Below are 14,885 nucleotides of genomic sequence, written 5' to 3' on the forward strand. Positions count from 1 at the left end.
CATAAGCCATCTGTTTTCTAATTTTTTATTATTGATCCTTAAAGGAGTGCGGCACATGTCAAAAGGGCATTCGCTACAAGACCCTTACTTGAATACTTTACGTAAAGAGAAAGTTGGGGTTTCCATCTATCTGGTTAACGGGATCAAGCTGCAAGGTACGATCGAGTCCTTCGACCAGTTCGTCATCCTGCTGAAAAACACCGTCAGCCAAATGGTTTACAAACACGCTATCTCGACAGTGGTGCCAGTTCGTCCAATTCGCCTGCCTAGCGCATCCGAATCCGAACAGGGCGACGCTGAGCCAGGTAACGCCTGATAGGAGTCTCCTTTGTTCTTTGAGCGCCACGGTGGTGGTGAGCGAGTGATCCTCGTTCACTTGGATGGACAGGACCCTGAGGCGCGCGAAGATCCGCAGGAGTTTCAGGAGTTGGCAAATTCGGCCGGCGCCGAGACCGTCGCGTTTTTTAACGTGCCGCGTCATCGGCCAACCGCCAAATTCCTGATTGGCAGTGGCAAGGTCGAGGAATTACGCGACCTGGTCCATGCCGAAAAGGCCGATCTGGTGATTTTCAATCACATCCTCACGCCCAGTCAGGAACGTAACCTCGAACGTGTATTCGAGTGTCGCGTGATCGATCGCACGGGTCTGATTCTCGATATTTTCGCCCAACGCGCCCGTACCCATGAAGGCAAGCTCCAGGTTGAACTGGCCCAGCTTGACCACATGAGCACCCGTCTGGTTCGTGGCTGGACTCACCTTGAGCGTCAGGGCGGCGGTATCGGCATGCGTGGCCCGGGTGAGACTCAGTTGGAAACCGACCGACGCCTGCTGCGGGTCCGCCTGCGACAGATCAAGGGTCGGCTGGAGAAGGTGCGCAGCCAGCGTGAGCAATCGCGGCGTGGTCGGATGCGTGCGGATATTCCTACCGTTTCCCTGGTGGGCTATACCAACGCCGGTAAATCAACACTCTTCAACAACGTGACGAAATCGGACGTGTACGCGGCCGACCAACTGTTTGCCACGCTCGACCCGACCTTGCGCCGTCTGGATCTGGACGACCTGGGGCCGATTGTCCTGGCCGATACCGTGGGTTTCATTCGTCACTTGCCCCATAAGCTGGTCGAGGCATTTCGGTCTACGCTCGAAGAGTCGAGCAACTCCGACCTGCTGTTGCACGTGATTGACGCGGCCGAGCCGGATCGCATGTTGCAGATTGAACAGGTCATGGTGGTGCTGGGCGAGATTGGTGCCCAGGACTTGCCGATCCTCGAGGTCTATAACAAACTCGATTTGCTTGAAGGCGTTGAGCCACAGATCCAGCGCGACGAAAACGGCAAGCCCCAGCGGGTATGGCTTTCGGCGCGTGATGGCAGTGGCCTGGAATTGCTTGAGCAAGCCATTGCCGAGTTGTTGGGCAGCGATTTGTTCGTCGGCACCTTGCGCTTGCCTCAACGTTTTGCTCGGTTGCGTGCTCAGTTCTTCGAACTGGGCGCGGTACAGAAAGAAGAACACGACGAAGAAGGTGTCAGCTTGCTGGCCGTTCGATTGCCACGCTCGGAGCTGAATCGGCTGGTCAGCCGTGAAGGCGTTGTGCCGATGGAGTTCATCGAGCAACACACTTTGCAATAAAAGCCTGGGAAAGCGGTTGTGCCGCTGTGACAGGCATTCTGTAGCATTGGTCGGCGCGCCGTGGGTGCGTCTTTGCTTTATCAGATGGAGAGCGCTATGGCTTGGAATGAGCCGGGTGGCAACTCGAATAATCAGGATCCTTGGGGTGGTAAGCGCCGCAATAACGGCGACCGCAAGGGGCCACCGGATCTCGACGAGGCCTTCCGAAAGCTGCAGGAAAGCCTGAATGGGTTGTTCGGTGGTGGTAAGAAACGTGGTGGTGACGAGGGCGGCAGATCGGGTAAAGGCGGTGGTTTCGGCTTGCTCGGTATCGGCCTTGTCGTACTGGCGGCCGTTTGGCTGTACAGCGCGGTTTACGTGGTGGATGAGCAGGAGCAAGCCGTGGTGCTGCGCTTCGGCAAGTACTACGAAACCGTAGGCCCGGGCCTGAACATCTACTTCCCGCCGATCGATCGCAAGTACATGGAGAACGTCACGCGCGAGCGTGCCTATACCAAGCAGGGCCAGATGCTGACTGAAGACGAAAACATCGTCGAAGTGCCGCTGACCGTGCAGTACAAGATCAGCAACCTGCAGGACTTCGTGCTGAACGTCGATCAGCCGGAAATCAGCCTGCAGCACGCGACCGACAGTGCCCTGCGCCACGTTGTGGGTTCCACCGCGATGGACCAGGTGCTGACCGAAGGTCGTGAATTGATGGCCAGCGAGATCAAGGAGCGTCTGCAACGCTTCCTCGATACCTATCGCACCGGTATCACTGTCACTCAGGTCAACGTACAGAGCGCAGCGGCACCGCGTGAAGTGCAGGAGGCCTTCGATGACGTGATCCGTGCTCGTGAAGATGAGCAGCGTTCGCGCAACCAGGCTGAAACCTACGCCAATGGCGTGGTGCCGGAAGCCCGTGGTCAGGCCCAGCGTATCCTCGAGGATGCCAACGGTTACCGCGATGAAGTGGTTTCCCGCGCCAAGGGTGAGGCTGATCGCTTCACCAAGCTGGTCGCCGAATACCGCAAGGCTCCTGAAGTCACACGTGAGCGTCTTTACCTGGACACCATGCAGGAAGTCTTCAGTAACACCAGCAAAGTGCTGGTGACCGGTGGCAAGGGGGGGCAGAACAACCTGCTTTACCTGCCGCTGGACAAGATGATCGACAGCGGTCGTAGCAACAACGCTCCGGCAACGGGTGCGGCGTCTGCGGCTGGCAATGAAGTGAATGCACGTGCGGCGGCTGACTTGCAGCAACAGCAGACGCGTTCTAGGGAGAGTCGCTGATGAGCAATAAATCGCTGATCGCCCTGATTGTGGGTGTTGTCGTGGCGGTAGTTGCCTGGAACAGCTTCTACATCGTGGCTCAGACCGAGCGCGCGGTGTTGCTGCAGTTCGGTCGCGTGGTTCAGGCCGATGTCCAGCCTGGCCTGCATGTGAAAGTGCCCTACGTCAACCAGGTGCGTAAGTTCGATGCGCGCCTGATGACCCTGGATGCACCGACGCAGCGCTTCCTGACCCTGGAAAAGAAAGCGGTCATGGTCGACGCCTTCGCCAAGTGGCGGGTCAAGGACGCCGAGCGTTTCTACACCGCGACTTCCGGTCTCAAGCAGATTGCCGACGAGCGTCTGTCTCGTCGTCTGGAGTCGGGCCTGCGTGACCAGTTCGGCAAGCGCACCTTGCATGAAGTGGTTTCCGGTGAGCGCGACGCCTTGATGGCTGACATCACCGCTTCGTTGAACAAGATGGCCGAGAAAGAACTGGGCATCGAAGTTGTCGACGTACGGGTCAAGGCCATCGACCTGCCCAAGGAAGTGAACCGCAGCGTGTTCGAGCGTATGAGCACCGAGCGTGAGCGTGAAGCTCGCGAGCACCGCGCCAAGGGTAACGAGCTGGCCGAAGGCATCCGTGCAGACGCCGATCGTCAGCGCCGTGTGCTGCTGGCAGAAGCCTATCGCGAGTCTGAAGAAGCGCGCGGTGATGGTGATGCCCAGGCAGCGGCGATCTACGCCAAGGCCTACGGCCAGGACCAGGAGTTCTACGCGTTCTATCGCAGCCTGCGTGCCTACCGTGAAAGCTTCGCGAACAAAAGTGACGTGATGGTTCTGGATCCGGGCAGTGACTTCTTCCGTTACCTGGAAAAAGCCAAGCCTTGATCTCACACTGACCCAGATCACCCCGCCGGGCGGCTAACGCACTTGGCGGGGTGATCCTTTGGGAAAACGTGTGTATCATGCGGCAGCCGGGAAATTCCCGGCTTTTTTGCGTCTGCACGTTTGATTGGTCGATTCGTTCAAGAGCTCGACAAGATTTTTCGAGGAAAGTGGTCTGTACAGCTGATTCCTGGCTGCCTGTCCGGCTGAGTTCGCGTCGGATGCGATCGCTTTCTGCTTCACTCAAGGCTGGCCGAAGGCTTGCCGCCCGGATCATAGGGGAAAGGCGTAATGGCAACGGTAGACCGCTGGCTGCTGCCAGATGGCATCGAAGAAGTATTGCCGCCGGAAGCGGCGCGCATCGAAGTAGCGCGTCGTCAGGTGTTGGATCTGTTCCAGAGCTGGGGTTACGAGTTCGTCGTGACCCCGCATATCGAATACCTGGAATCCCTGCTGACAGGTGCCGGCCAGGATCTGGATCTGCGCACCTTCAAGGTCATCGACCCGCAATCGGGTCGGCAGATGGGCTTTCGGGCCGACATCACGCCGCAAGTGGCGCGCATCGATGCGCACACCTTGCGTCGCGAAGGTCCGAGCCGCCTGTGCTACGCCGGCAGCGTGCTGCATGCCCAGCCGCGAGCCCTGTCGTCTTCGCGCAGCCCGATCCAGTTGGGCGCCGAGTTGTATGGCGATGCCAGCCCGAGCAGCGACGTCGAAGTCATCAGCCTGATGCTGGCGATGCTGCAACTGGCTGATGTACCGGATGTCCACATGGACCTGGGTCACGTCGGTATCTACCGCGGCCTGGCCCGTGCTGCCGGCTTGTCCGGTGAAGTCGAGCAACAGCTGTTCGATGCCCTGCAACGCAAGGCGATCGACGAGGTCATTACCTTGACCGAAGGCCTGCCTGCCGACCTGTCGGGCATGCTGCGTGCCCTGGTCGACTTGTGTGGCGGCCGTGAGGTATTGACTGCCGCCCGTGACCGCCTGGCCCACGCGCCGGCGCCGGTACTGGCGGCACTGGATGATTTGCTGGCGATCGCCGAGCGTTTATCGGCGCGTTTCCCGGAGTTGCCGCTGTATTTCGACCTAGGTGAACTGCGCGGTTACCACTACCACACCGGTGTGGTGTTCGCGGTGTTCGTTCCTGGCGTGGGTCAATCCATCGCCCAGGGTGGGCGTTATGACGATATTGGCGCCGATTTTGGCCGTGCGCGGCCGGCGACCGGTTTTTCCACCGATTTGAAAACCCTGGTGACCCTGGGGCGTGCTGAAGTCGAGCTACCGTCTGGCGGTATCTGGATGCCTGACAGCACTGATGCGGCACTCTGGCAGCAAGTCTGTCAGTTGCGCGGTGAGGGTCAGCGTGTCGTCCAGGCGTTGCCTGGGCAACCTTTGGCCGCTGCCCGTGAAGCGGATTGCGACCGACAATTGATTCAGCAGAATGGGCTTTGGCAGGTACTGCCGCTGTCTTCTTGAGTTTTCCCGCCGGCGGCTGCCGGCACCAAGTTTGCGCGAATGAGGACAAGTGTTATGGGTAAGAATGTCGTAGTCCTGGGCACCCAGTGGGGTGATGAGGGCAAAGGCAAGATCGTTGATCTGCTGACCGAACATGCTGCCGCCGTAGTGCGCTACCAAGGTGGCCACAACGCGGGTCACACCCTGGTGATCGATGGCGAAAAAACCGTCTTGCACCTGATCCCGTCGGGTGTACTGCGCGAAGGCGTGCAGTGCCTGATCGGCAACGGCGTGGTGGTTGCACCTGACGCCCTGCTGCGCGAGATCACCAAGCTGGAAGAGAAAGGCGTGCCAGTGCGCGAGCGCCTGCGTATCAGCCCTTCCTGCCCTCTGATCCTGTCCTTCCACGTTGCGCTGGACCAGGCCCGTGAAAAGGCCCGTGGCGAGCTGAAGATCGGTACTACCGGTCGCGGCATCGGCCCGGCCTACGAAGACAAGGTTGCACGTCGTGGCCTGCGTGTGGGCGACCTGCTCAACATGCCGCGCTTTGAAGACAAGCTGCGTGAACTGGTGGATTACCACAACTTCATGCTGGTGGGTTACTACAAAGAGCCGGCCATCGAGTTTGAAAAGACCCTGGCCGAGTGCAAGGAATACGCTGAGCTGCTCAAGCCGCTGATGCTGGACGTGACTGCCGAGCTGCACGACCTGCGTCGCGCCGGCAAAGACATCATGTTCGAAGGCGCCCAGGGCTCGTTGCTGGACATCGACCACGGCACCTACCCGTACGTGACCAGCTCCAACACCACCGCTGGCGGCGTTGCGACTGGTTCTGGCGTTGGCCCGATGTTCCTGGACTACATCCTCGGCATCACCAAGGCGTACACCACGCGTGTAGGTTCGGGCCCGTTCCCGACTGAGCTGTTCGACGATGTCGGTGCGCACCTGGCCAAACAAGGTCACGAATTCGGTGCTACCACCGGCCGTGCCCGTCGTTGCGGCTGGTTCGATGCCGTTATCCTGCGTCGCGCTATCGATGTGAACAGCATCTCGGGCATCTGCCTGACCAAGCTGGACGTACTCGACGGCCTGGAAACCATCAACATCTGCATCGGCTACAAGGATGCGCAAGGCAAGGACGTTGCCCCGACTGACGCGGACAGCTACGTAGGCCTGCAGCCTGTGTACGAAGAAGTGCCGGGCTGGACTGAATCGACCGTGGGCGCCAAGACCCTGGAAGAGCTGCCAGCCAACGCCCGCGCTTACATCAAACGCGTCGAAGAGCTGATCGGTGCGCCGATTGACATTATTTCGACAGGTCCGGACCGCAACGAAACCATCGTTCTGCGTCATCCGTTCGCGTAATAAGTCGTTGATGTAAATCACAAAGGGCCCTGAATTGGGCCCTTTGTCGTATCTGGTGCTTGAACGGCACGACCCTTGCTGTTAACTCTGATTCTAGAGTGCCATCAATTTTATGGCGTCAAAGCAGAGGGATTTCCTGTGTCGGCCGTTCTCTCACTGTTACAAAGCCGTTTGCTGCGGCCAGTGTTCGTTACCCTAGGTATCGCCCTTTTGGTGCAGGTACTGGTGGCGGTTGCCCTGACCCGGAGCACGGTGACTGCGCTCGAGGCTGATCTTGCCGCCCGTCTGGGCGTTGATAGCCAGAAGCTGTCTGCGGAACTGGAGCAGGCCGGGCGTGAAGTCACATCCAGCCTGGAGAGCCTCTCCAGCAGTACCCGTCAGCGCCTGACCGCGGGCCTGTCCTCGCGCCTGCAGGAAGAGCAGGCGCAATTGCGCGCCACCCTGGAAAAAGACCTGAAGGATTCAGCCAATGACATGGCCCAATTGCTGGCGTCGGTAGCGCCGCGAGCAATGTGGGACAGCGACGTGCCGACTCTTTCCGAATTTGCCCGGCGTGCGCAACGCAATCCCAACGTGTTGTTCGTGGTTTACGACGACGCTGCGGGCGAGCACTTGACCCGTTACCTGAACCGGGAAAACCCGATCAACAAGGCACTGCTGGAGAAGGGCAAGGGCGACCGAGCCCTGGACAAGGTGCTGGATGCGGCCAAGAACGACCCCTCGGTGTACTACCTCGAAGCGTCGATCAACCCCAATGGCGTGGAAATCGGCAAGGTGTTGATGGGTGTGTCCACTGCCTCGGTCGAGGCGGATGTGGCGGCGCTGGACAAGCGTTTTGCGGCGCTGATTGCCAGCAGCGATCAATTGGTGGGCGACAGCGTGAAAGGCGCCTCGGCAGAGAGCTCGGCGGCCATGCGCTCGCGCCTGCAATCGGCCCAGGGTACGGCCACGCAAATGCAGGCCAACACTGCTAGCACCGTGCAGGACGCGGCGCAGACCCTGCGCTGGCGGATCGGCCTGGGCCTGGCGCTGGTGGGCTGCGGTGTCTTGTTGTTGCTGGCGGTGGTGCTGGGGCGGCGTGTGGTCAACAAGCTGCACCTGCTGATCGCCGCGCTGAATGATCTGGCGGCGGGCGAGGGGGATCTGACCAAACGTGTGCAGCTCAACAGCAATGATGAAATCGGCGACATGGCCTCGGCGGTCAATCGGTTTGTCGACAAGTTGCAGCCCATCGTGCGCGAGGCGGGGGATGTGGCGCAGCGCACCGGGGTTGAGATCGGTGCCATGAGCCTGCGCAACGCCGGCGCCGATGCGGCGGCCGAAGCCCAGCGCGATGAAGTGGCCGAGAGTCTGCGGGCACTGTCGCAAATGGCCGATGAGGCCCAGGCCGAAAGCCAGGCGATGCAGGCAGCGTTGCAGCAAGTGGTGGAGATTCGCCAGGCCACCGACGAGAACACCCGGACTTCGGCCCAGGTCGGCGGCCTGATCGAGGCGCTGGCGGGGCAGGTCGATACCGGGGCCAAGGTCATCGAGCGCCTGGCCCAGCAGAGTGAACAGATCGAGGTGGTGCTGACGGTGATCCACGGTATCGCCGAGCAGACCAACCTGCTGGCGCTGAACGCGGCCATCGAAGCAGCGCGCGCGGGCGAAACCGGCCGCGGCTTCGCGGTGGTGGCCGATGAGGTCAGGGCCCTGGCCAGCAAGACCCAGAGTTCCACCGGCGATATCCAGGCCCATATCGGCGCCCTGCAGCAAGGCGCGCGCGAGGCCGTGGCGGCCATCGGCCAAGCCGGACGCCAGGCCAGCGAGGGGTTGTTGGTGCTGCGCGACAGTGCACGGCTGCAACAGTCAGTGCAGTCTTCGGTGGAGCAGGTGCACGCCGCCATCGGACTGGCGACCAAGGCTGCGGCTCATCAGGCGCAAGGTGCGCAGGCGGTGCGCGGGCGGGTTGAGACCATTCATGCCCAGGCCGAACGCGCGGCTCAGGCGGTGGTGGAGACCACGGCCAGTGGCAAGGTCCTCGACAGTCTGGCCGCGCAGCTCAAGGCCAGCCTGGGGCAATTCCGGGCCTGACCGTCCGGCCAACCGACTCCTGCAGGGGTGTGGATAACTGCAGGAGCGGTTGCGCGCACGCTCAGCGACTCAGGTACATCCGCGTGGTCAGCAGATACACCGGCAAGCCCGAGACCAGAATCAGCAGCGCCGCATAGGGCGCGGCCGCCGCAAACTCGACATTCGCCGTATGTGCCCAGACTTCAGTCGCCAGGGTGTTGAGCCCGGTCGGGCTGAGCAGCAGGGTGGCGGTGAGTTCTTTCATCGCATCCAGGAACACCAGGGCAAACGCGGCGCCAAGGGCTGGAAAGATGATCGGCAGCGTCACCCGGCAGAATGCGCTGAACGAGGAAGCGCCGAGGGTGCGCGCGGCTTCTTCGAGTTGTGGCGCGGCCTTGTTCAATGCGGTGCGGATGGGGGCCTGGGCCAGCGGCAGAAACAGCAGTGCGTAGGCGATCAGCAGCAACGCCGAGGTCTGATACAGCGCCGGCACATAGTGCAGGGCGAAGAACACCAGCGTCAGGGCGATTACCAGGCCCGGCAAGGCATGCAGCAGATACGGCAGGCGCTCGGCCCATAGCGCCAGGCGGCCCTTGTAGCGCACCACCAGCAGCCCGACCGGCACCGCCAGCAGCAGGCACAGTGCAGCGCCGCCCAGGGACAGGGCCAGGGACGAGAGCAGGGCCTCGCTGATGGCCGCCACCGGAAAGGCCGCCGAAGAGCCCACAGCCAACCAGTAGGCAAGCATGCCCAGGGGGATGCCGCTGCCGATCACCGCCAGCAACAGGCAATAGACTTGCCCGCCCCAGGCCCAGTACCCCAGTCGAACCTGTTCGGCGTGACGCGCCGCACCCTGGCCGGTGCGCACATGGCGGCCCTTGCCGCGAACCCGCAACTCCAGCCACAGCAGCATCAGGCACATCGCCAGCAGCACGGCGGAAAGCATGGCTGCGTTGGCGTTGCTGAACTCCAGCTCGAACTGTTGATAGATCGCAGTGGTGAAGGTTTGCAGGCCGATGATCGACAGCGCGCCGAACTCCACCAGCATATGCAGGGCGATCAACAACGAGCCGGCCAGCAGTGACGGCCAGAGCAGAGGCAAAGTGATTCTGAAGAACACTCCCAGGCGGTTTTGCCCCAGGGTGCGCGCGGACTCTTCCAGGGAAGGGTCGAGATTGCGCAGGGTCGCCGCCACCGGCAGGAACACCAGCGGGTACTTGGACAGCGTCATCACCAGGATCGCCCCGCCCAGCCCTTCGAAATGAGCGCTGAGGGAGACCCAGGTAAAGCTGCTGACAAAGGCCGGCACCGCAAAGGGCAGGCACAGCACCACGCCCCATAGCCGCCGCCCTGGCAAGTCACTGCGCTCCAGCAGCCAGGCCAGCGACAAGCCGATGACCGCACAGGCCAGCGTAACGCCGACCATCAGCAGCAGGGTGTTGCGCAGCAGCCCGAACACGTAGGGGCGCCACAGCAGGTGCAGGGCTTCAGCCCAGCCGGCCTGCCAGGCCTTGAGCCCGACATAGAGCAGCGGCAACAGGCTCAGGCCGACCAGCAGCAGCACCGGCAGCAGCAGCCAGATCGACGGCCGCTTGCGCCGCGGGACATAACCGACGCGGGCAGTGCCGGCGGGCAGCGACAGGCTCATCAGTTCAGGCCAACTTCACGTTCCAGTTCCAGGGCTTCCTCGGCGTTGCCCAGGTCGGCCGGGGTGACTTTCGGTGCCTGCAGCTCGCTGAATGGCTTGAGCCCGCGATCCGACTCCAACCCCTTGCGTAGCGGGTATTCGGCGGTGGTCTGGGTGATGACCCGCTGGCCTTCTTCGCTGGCCATGTAGGCCAGGAACTGCTGGGCTTCCTTCGGATGTTTGCTCGACTTGAGCACCGCCGCGCTGGAGACCGTGATCAGGCCGCCGACGTCGCCGCCGGTGAAGTAGTGCAGTTTCGAATCCAGTTGGCCTTTCTCGCGTTGCAGGGCGAACCAGTAGTAGTTGTTCACCAGCACGGTGGCGACTTCGCCGTTTTCCACCGCTTTGAGCGCAACCATGTTGTTGCTGTAAGTCTTGCCGAAAGCGCGCAGGCCGGTCAGCCATTCTTCCGCGGCGTCCATCCCGTGCAGCTTGATGATGGCCACGGCTTGTTCCTGGAACGCGCCGCTGGTGGGCACGAACCCGACTTTGCCTTGCCATTGCGGCTGGGCGAAATCGAGCACCGACTTGGGCAGGTCTTTTTCGTCGATCAGTTTCGGGTTGAATGCCACTACGCGCACCCGAGCGGTGATGCCGATCCAGGTGCCATTGGTGGCGACGTAGTCCTTGGGCAGGACCTCCAGGGTCGCGGCATCGGTCTTGGCCAGCAGGCCTTGCTCACCCAGCTTGTTCAGCGGTGGCGACTCTTCGGTGTAGATCACGTCGGCCGGGGAGCGATCGCCTTCCTCGACGACCTGGCTGGCCAGTTGATTGCTGCTGCCCTTGCGCACATTGACGTGGATGCCGGTCTTGGCTTCAAACGCCTTGGCGATGGCGTCGCCGACCTCCTTGTGCTGACCGTTGTAGAGGGTCAGGGAAACCGGGTCGGCGGCCATGGCCTGTGATGCCCCCAGAATCAGGCCCAGCATCGAAACGGCCAGGCCGCGCAGCATCGGGTTATTGCGAATCGTCATGCGGGTACTTCCTCGCTTGCGGCTACATATCTTGAAATAATGATAAACGATATTGTTTCTCAAGTGCCTTTTTGCGGGAAATTGATAAGCAGGCTATCGGTCTTCGCCGCTGCCTTTTGCGTCACGCCCCTCCATTTTACGGCCCCTGCCCAGGCCCATTCCTCCCTAGGCAATCCCCTTCTGGCCGCAGCTTTTACTCCCGCGGGCGGCCATTCAAGGGCGAATCAGCCGTTATGCAACCGGGAAAAGTTCCCGCGGCACCATCGCGCATAGGAATTACTTCGATGTGCATACAAAGCGAAGTGAGATTCATTTGCATTGGTGAGTAGTATCACTGCGTCGCCCGAGAGGGCCCGGAAACATCGTTTCGCAGTGCATGAAAACTACAGGTCCTCGCTATGTCCTTGCTTAGCCCGTCGCCTTCGCTGAACAGATTGAAGCCCATGGCCTGTTCGATTCTGTTGGCGCTTGCCACTTTGTCTACCCAGGCCCAGGAAGCGCTTGAAAGCCCCGCCCCGCAGGCGCCGCTGAAGATGGGGGCGGTCGAGATCGAACTGCCCGCGGGGGTCGAGGAAGAAAAGCACCAGGGCACCTCGCAGAAAGGACTGGAGGTGCTGCAGGCGATCGAGGTCAAGGGCGAGTGGGAGACCAAGGACGAGATCGGCCAGAACAACGTGTTCGCCAAGGATGTATCCAACGTCTACGCCGGCAAGGATGACCTGGAGCGCTATAAGGGCGCGAGCGTGTCCGATCTGTTCAAGGGCTTGAACGGCGTGTACAGCGGCGATGCGCGCAACAGTGGCTCGCTGGACCCGAATATCCGGGGCATCCAGGGCGAAGGGCGGATCCCGGTGACCGTGGATGGCACTGAGCAGGCCACGTCGGTGTGGATGGGCTCGGCGGGCGTCGCCAACCGCAATTATGTCGACCCGAACATGATCGGCAGCATCGCGGTGGAGAAGGGCCCGTCGATGAGTTCCGGGATCAAGAGCGGCATCGGCGGCTCGGTAGAGATCAAGACCCTGGACGTCGACGACATCGTCAGGCCTGGCGAAAGCTTTGGCCTGGAGATCAAGACCGAAACCGCGACCAATTCCATCAAGCCCAATGAAAGCGGAATGAAGTCTTTCGGCCGCGACTATCGGGATATCGATGGGGCCTACGCCGGGTACGACGGCAACCTGACCTTCAGCAAGGGCGGCGGCACCGAGTTCAGTCCGCGCGGCGGCTCCCATTCCGGGAACTTCGACTTCAACGACAACGCGTTTCGCATCGCCACCGCTACGCGCCAGGACAACTTCGACCTGTTCGCGGCCTACAGCTACCGCAACAAGGGCAACTACTTCAGCGGCAAGGGCGGTAGCCAGCGCTACCAGACCAGCGACTGGCTGGCCGATGCGAAGGCCGACGCGGGAGCCAAGGACGCCCCCGGCGACGCGAACGTGCAGTCCTACGTGGCTAACCTGTTCCTGCCCGGACACGAAGTGGCCAACACCTCCAGCGAGATGCGCACCACCTTGCTCAAGGGCACCCTGTACCTGCCCGATGAGCAGAGCCTGAAGCTGTCCTATATGCACAACGAGTTGGAGTACGGGGAGAGTTCGCCGTACCTGGTCTCTTACTACGTGGGTCTGGACAAGGCGGGGGGCAACAATATCGGGTTGCAGTTCCCCTACAGCCAGGTCAAGCAAGACACCTACAACCTGAACTACAGCTGGAACCCGGACAACCCGCTGATCGACCTCAAGACCGGTCTGTGGATGACCCGCAGTGACAGCGAGCGGCATCAGAATGGCGACGACGTCTATGGCATAACCGCGGCCGATGTCCGTGGCCAGGATGTGGCCTGGGACAACTATGTGCGCTGCCAGGCAGGCGCCAACCCCAGCAGTTGCGGGACGGCCCCGGAGAAGCTGCCCAATATCAACGATCGATACACCATCTACGCCAAGGCCCTGCAACTCTCGAAGCATGACCGTTGGGGGGTGAATGTCAGCAACAAACTGCAATTGACCGATGATCTGGCGGTAACCCTGGCCAGTGATTTCAGCCATGAAAAACTCGAGCAAAAAGACGCCTCGCAAGATCGCGCCGCGACCACCGCGACCTGGGGCAACCGGCATATGGGGCCGCGCAGTGGCAACCGCCAGCAATACAACTTCTCCTTCACCGGGGACTGGTCGCCCACCTCCTGGCTGGTCTTGAGCGCGGGCGCCCGCTACAGCGATTACAACTCGTTTGATGAGGGGTTGAAGCGTCACCGCGAAAACCAGGACGCCAACTGGCAGGTCAACGCGCCTACCGACCGCAAGGGGTTTGAGTATCGAAGGGTGATGAGCGATGCGGAAAACCAGCAGTTCGTGGATGCCGTCAATGAAGAGTTTGTGAACGGCAATTTAACCGCGGAAGACCTTCCGTTCGTGCTCGACAAAGACAAGGTCAACGGCGTTCGTTATACGACCGAATCGGTGGATATTCCCTTTAACGGGTTCACTCTGGATCGCTCGCAGAACCCTTTTCTCAATGGCGGGATCAACCTTCAGGAAACGGTCAACAACCCCCAGGGCGTTTCCGGGGACTATGCCCGCTACCTTGTTAACCGCAGTTACACCGGTGTTGCCAAGTCGGGTACCGAACCCGCCGATAAATGGGCGTTGCCGAAAAAACGCAAGGACAGTGCGTGGGCACCCATGGCGGGGGCGACTGTCTTTCTGACGGAGCATGCACGGGTCTACCTGCGCTACACCGAGTTCGTCCGCTTCCCCTCCATTTATGAAGATACCCAGGCCGCTTCGGGGTTTGGCGGCACCGGTGTGTCAAACAATGCGATGCGCCCCGAGCACTCGTATAACTGGGAAGTGGGGTATGCCCACGACTTGAGAAGTTATTTTGAAGAGTGGCGGCATGCGGACTTCAAGATCAACTACTACAACAACACCATTCGCGATTATGTTGATCGCGATTACAACTTCAATATCGTTCAGTATGACAAGAAAGTGTATTCGGGTATTGAGCTGCAAACCCGGTTCGATACGGGTAAGTACTTCACCAACTTCTCCGCGAGTTATCGCCTGCAACAAAAGCTCTGCGACAAGGATTATGCCGCCACCCTGGATCCTTATTACAACAACGCGATCTCTACCTGCGTCACGGCCGGGTTCCCTACTACCTTTGCCCGCAGCAGCCTGCAGCCCGACTATTCGCTGAACCTGGACAGCGGCCTGCGCCTGTTCAATGAGAGCCTGGAGTTGGGCGGGCGCATGATTTACCACAGCAGTGCAGTCAATAAGGATGAAGAAGACTGGATTCGTAATGGCGTGATGTATGTCGACGGGTTCAATCGACCTCTTAATTGGCACCCGATCTGGGTCTTCGATACTTACGCCAGTTATCACGTGAATAAAAATGTCGATGTCGATTTTGGCATTAATAACCTGACCAATCGTTATTACCTCGACCCTTTGGCTCGAGTCATGATGCCGGCGCCGGGGCGCACCATGAAACTTGGTTTGACCGCCCGTTTCTGATTTTTTGCTGTTTTTAGTTAAAAACAGTGGTTTTTATCATTTTAACTTGGAGGT

10 protein-coding genes and 1 pseudogene are annotated in these 14,885 nt (G+C 60.5%); 9 read left to right on the top strand and 2 right to left on the bottom strand.

The window, feature by feature from the left end:
• Window positions 1-55: 55 nt before the first annotated feature.
• The 8 genes and pseudogenes from hfq to MF4836_RS36095 all read left to right on the top strand — a co-directional run bounded on the left by hfq (window position 56) and on the right by MF4836_RS36095 (window position 8,664).
• Window positions 56-316 carry an RNA chaperone Hfq gene (gene hfq / locus MF4836_RS05835; RefSeq protein WP_007921378.1) on the top strand — a complete coding sequence of 87 codons (261 nt, stop codon included), beginning with the start codon at window positions 56-58 and terminating at the stop codon, window positions 314-316.
• A 12-nt stretch (window positions 317-328) separates the two neighbouring features.
• A complete protein-coding gene (gene hflX / locus MF4836_RS05840) occupies window positions 329-1,630 on the top strand; it encodes a ribosome rescue GTPase HflX (RefSeq protein ID WP_020299437.1) in 1,302 nt (433 codons plus the stop codon).
• Window positions 1,631-1,726: 96 nt separating this feature from the next.
• Window positions 1,727-2,902 carry an FtsH protease activity modulator HflK gene (hflK, locus tag MF4836_RS05845; protein WP_078469552.1) on the top strand — a complete coding sequence of 392 codons (1,176 nt, stop codon included), beginning with the start codon at window positions 1,727-1,729 and terminating at the stop codon, window positions 2,900-2,902.
• A complete protein-coding gene (hflC, locus tag MF4836_RS05850; protein WP_020299435.1) occupies window positions 2,902-3,771 on the top strand; it encodes a protease modulator HflC in 870 nt (289 codons plus the stop codon). The genes hflK and hflC overlap by 1 nt, the downstream gene beginning before the upstream one ends.
• 288 nt (window positions 3,772-4,059) lie before the next feature.
• Window positions 4,060-5,247 (top strand): ATP phosphoribosyltransferase regulatory subunit, encoded by a 1,188-nt coding sequence (locus MF4836_RS05855; RefSeq protein ID WP_078469553.1) that lies wholly within the window; start codon window positions 4,060-4,062, stop codon window positions 5,245-5,247.
• 54 nt (window positions 5,248-5,301) lie between these two features.
• Window positions 5,302-6,591 (top strand): adenylosuccinate synthase, encoded by a 1,290-nt coding sequence (locus MF4836_RS05860; RefSeq protein ID WP_078469554.1) that lies wholly within the window; start codon window positions 5,302-5,304, stop codon window positions 6,589-6,591.
• 954 nt (window positions 6,592-7,545) lie between these two features.
• Window positions 7,546-7,758: pseudogene (locus tag MF4836_RS36090) on the top strand (methyl-accepting chemotaxis protein); the annotation flags it as partial.
• Between the two features lie 201 nt (window positions 7,759-7,959).
• Window positions 7,960-8,664, top strand: coding sequence for a methyl-accepting chemotaxis protein (locus MF4836_RS36095; protein ID WP_443217283.1), 705 nt, complete (start codon window positions 7,960-7,962; stop codon window positions 8,662-8,664).
• Window positions 8,665-8,725: 61 nt separating this feature from the next.
• Here the strand turns inward: MF4836_RS36095 and MF4836_RS05870 are convergent, their stop codons facing one another.
• A complete protein-coding gene (locus MF4836_RS05870; protein ID WP_078469555.1) occupies window positions 8,726-10,291 on the bottom strand; it encodes an ABC transporter permease in 1,566 nt (521 codons plus the stop codon).
• Window positions 10,291-11,304 carry an extracellular solute-binding protein gene (locus tag MF4836_RS05875; protein ID WP_078469556.1) on the bottom strand — a complete coding sequence of 338 codons (1,014 nt, stop codon included), beginning with the start codon at window positions 11,302-11,304 and terminating at the stop codon, window positions 10,291-10,293. Before MF4836_RS05875 ends, MF4836_RS05870 begins: the two co-directional genes overlap by 1 nt.
• Before the next feature lie 443 nt (window positions 11,305-11,747).
• On the opposite strand from MF4836_RS05875, the gene MF4836_RS05880 reads away from it, so the two are divergent.
• Window positions 11,748-14,831: a TonB-dependent receptor domain-containing protein gene (locus MF4836_RS05880; protein ID WP_238596128.1), complete on the top strand. Its 3,084-nt coding sequence runs from the start codon at window positions 11,748-11,750 to the stop codon at window positions 14,829-14,831.
• Window positions 14,832-14,885 lie beyond the last annotated feature (54 nt).

The sequence above is a fragment of the Pseudomonas sp. MF4836 genome, from assembly GCF_002018875.1.
Lineage (GTDB): Bacteria > Pseudomonadota > Gammaproteobacteria > Pseudomonadales > Pseudomonadaceae > Aquipseudomonas.

Excerpts from the sequence above, each read along its gene's own strand:
- MF4836_RS05855 (WP_078469553.1), top strand. The coding sequence starts at position 4,060 with ATGGCAACGGTAGACCGCTGGCTGCTGCCAGATGGCATCGAAGAAGTA.
- MF4836_RS05875 (WP_078469556.1), bottom strand. The coding sequence starts at position 11,304 with ATGACGATTCGCAATAACCCGATGCTGCGCGGCCTGGCCGTTTCGATG.
- hflC (WP_020299435.1), top strand. The coding sequence starts at position 2,902 with ATGAGCAATAAATCGCTGATCGCCCTGATTGTGGGTGTTGTCGTGGCG.
- hfq (WP_007921378.1), top strand. The coding sequence starts at position 56 with ATGTCAAAAGGGCATTCGCTACAAGACCCTTACTTGAATACTTTACGT.
- MF4836_RS05880 (WP_238596128.1), top strand. The coding sequence starts at position 11,748 with ATGGCCTGTTCGATTCTGTTGGCGCTTGCCACTTTGTCTACCCAGGCC.
- MF4836_RS05860 (WP_078469554.1), top strand. The coding sequence starts at position 5,302 with ATGGGTAAGAATGTCGTAGTCCTGGGCACCCAGTGGGGTGATGAGGGC.
- hflK (WP_078469552.1), top strand. The coding sequence starts at position 1,727 with ATGGCTTGGAATGAGCCGGGTGGCAACTCGAATAATCAGGATCCTTGG.
- MF4836_RS36095 (WP_443217283.1), top strand. The coding sequence starts at position 7,960 with ATGGCCGATGAGGCCCAGGCCGAAAGCCAGGCGATGCAGGCAGCGTTG.
- MF4836_RS05870 (WP_078469555.1), bottom strand. The coding sequence starts at position 10,291 with ATGAGCCTGTCGCTGCCCGCCGGCACTGCCCGCGTCGGTTATGTCCCG.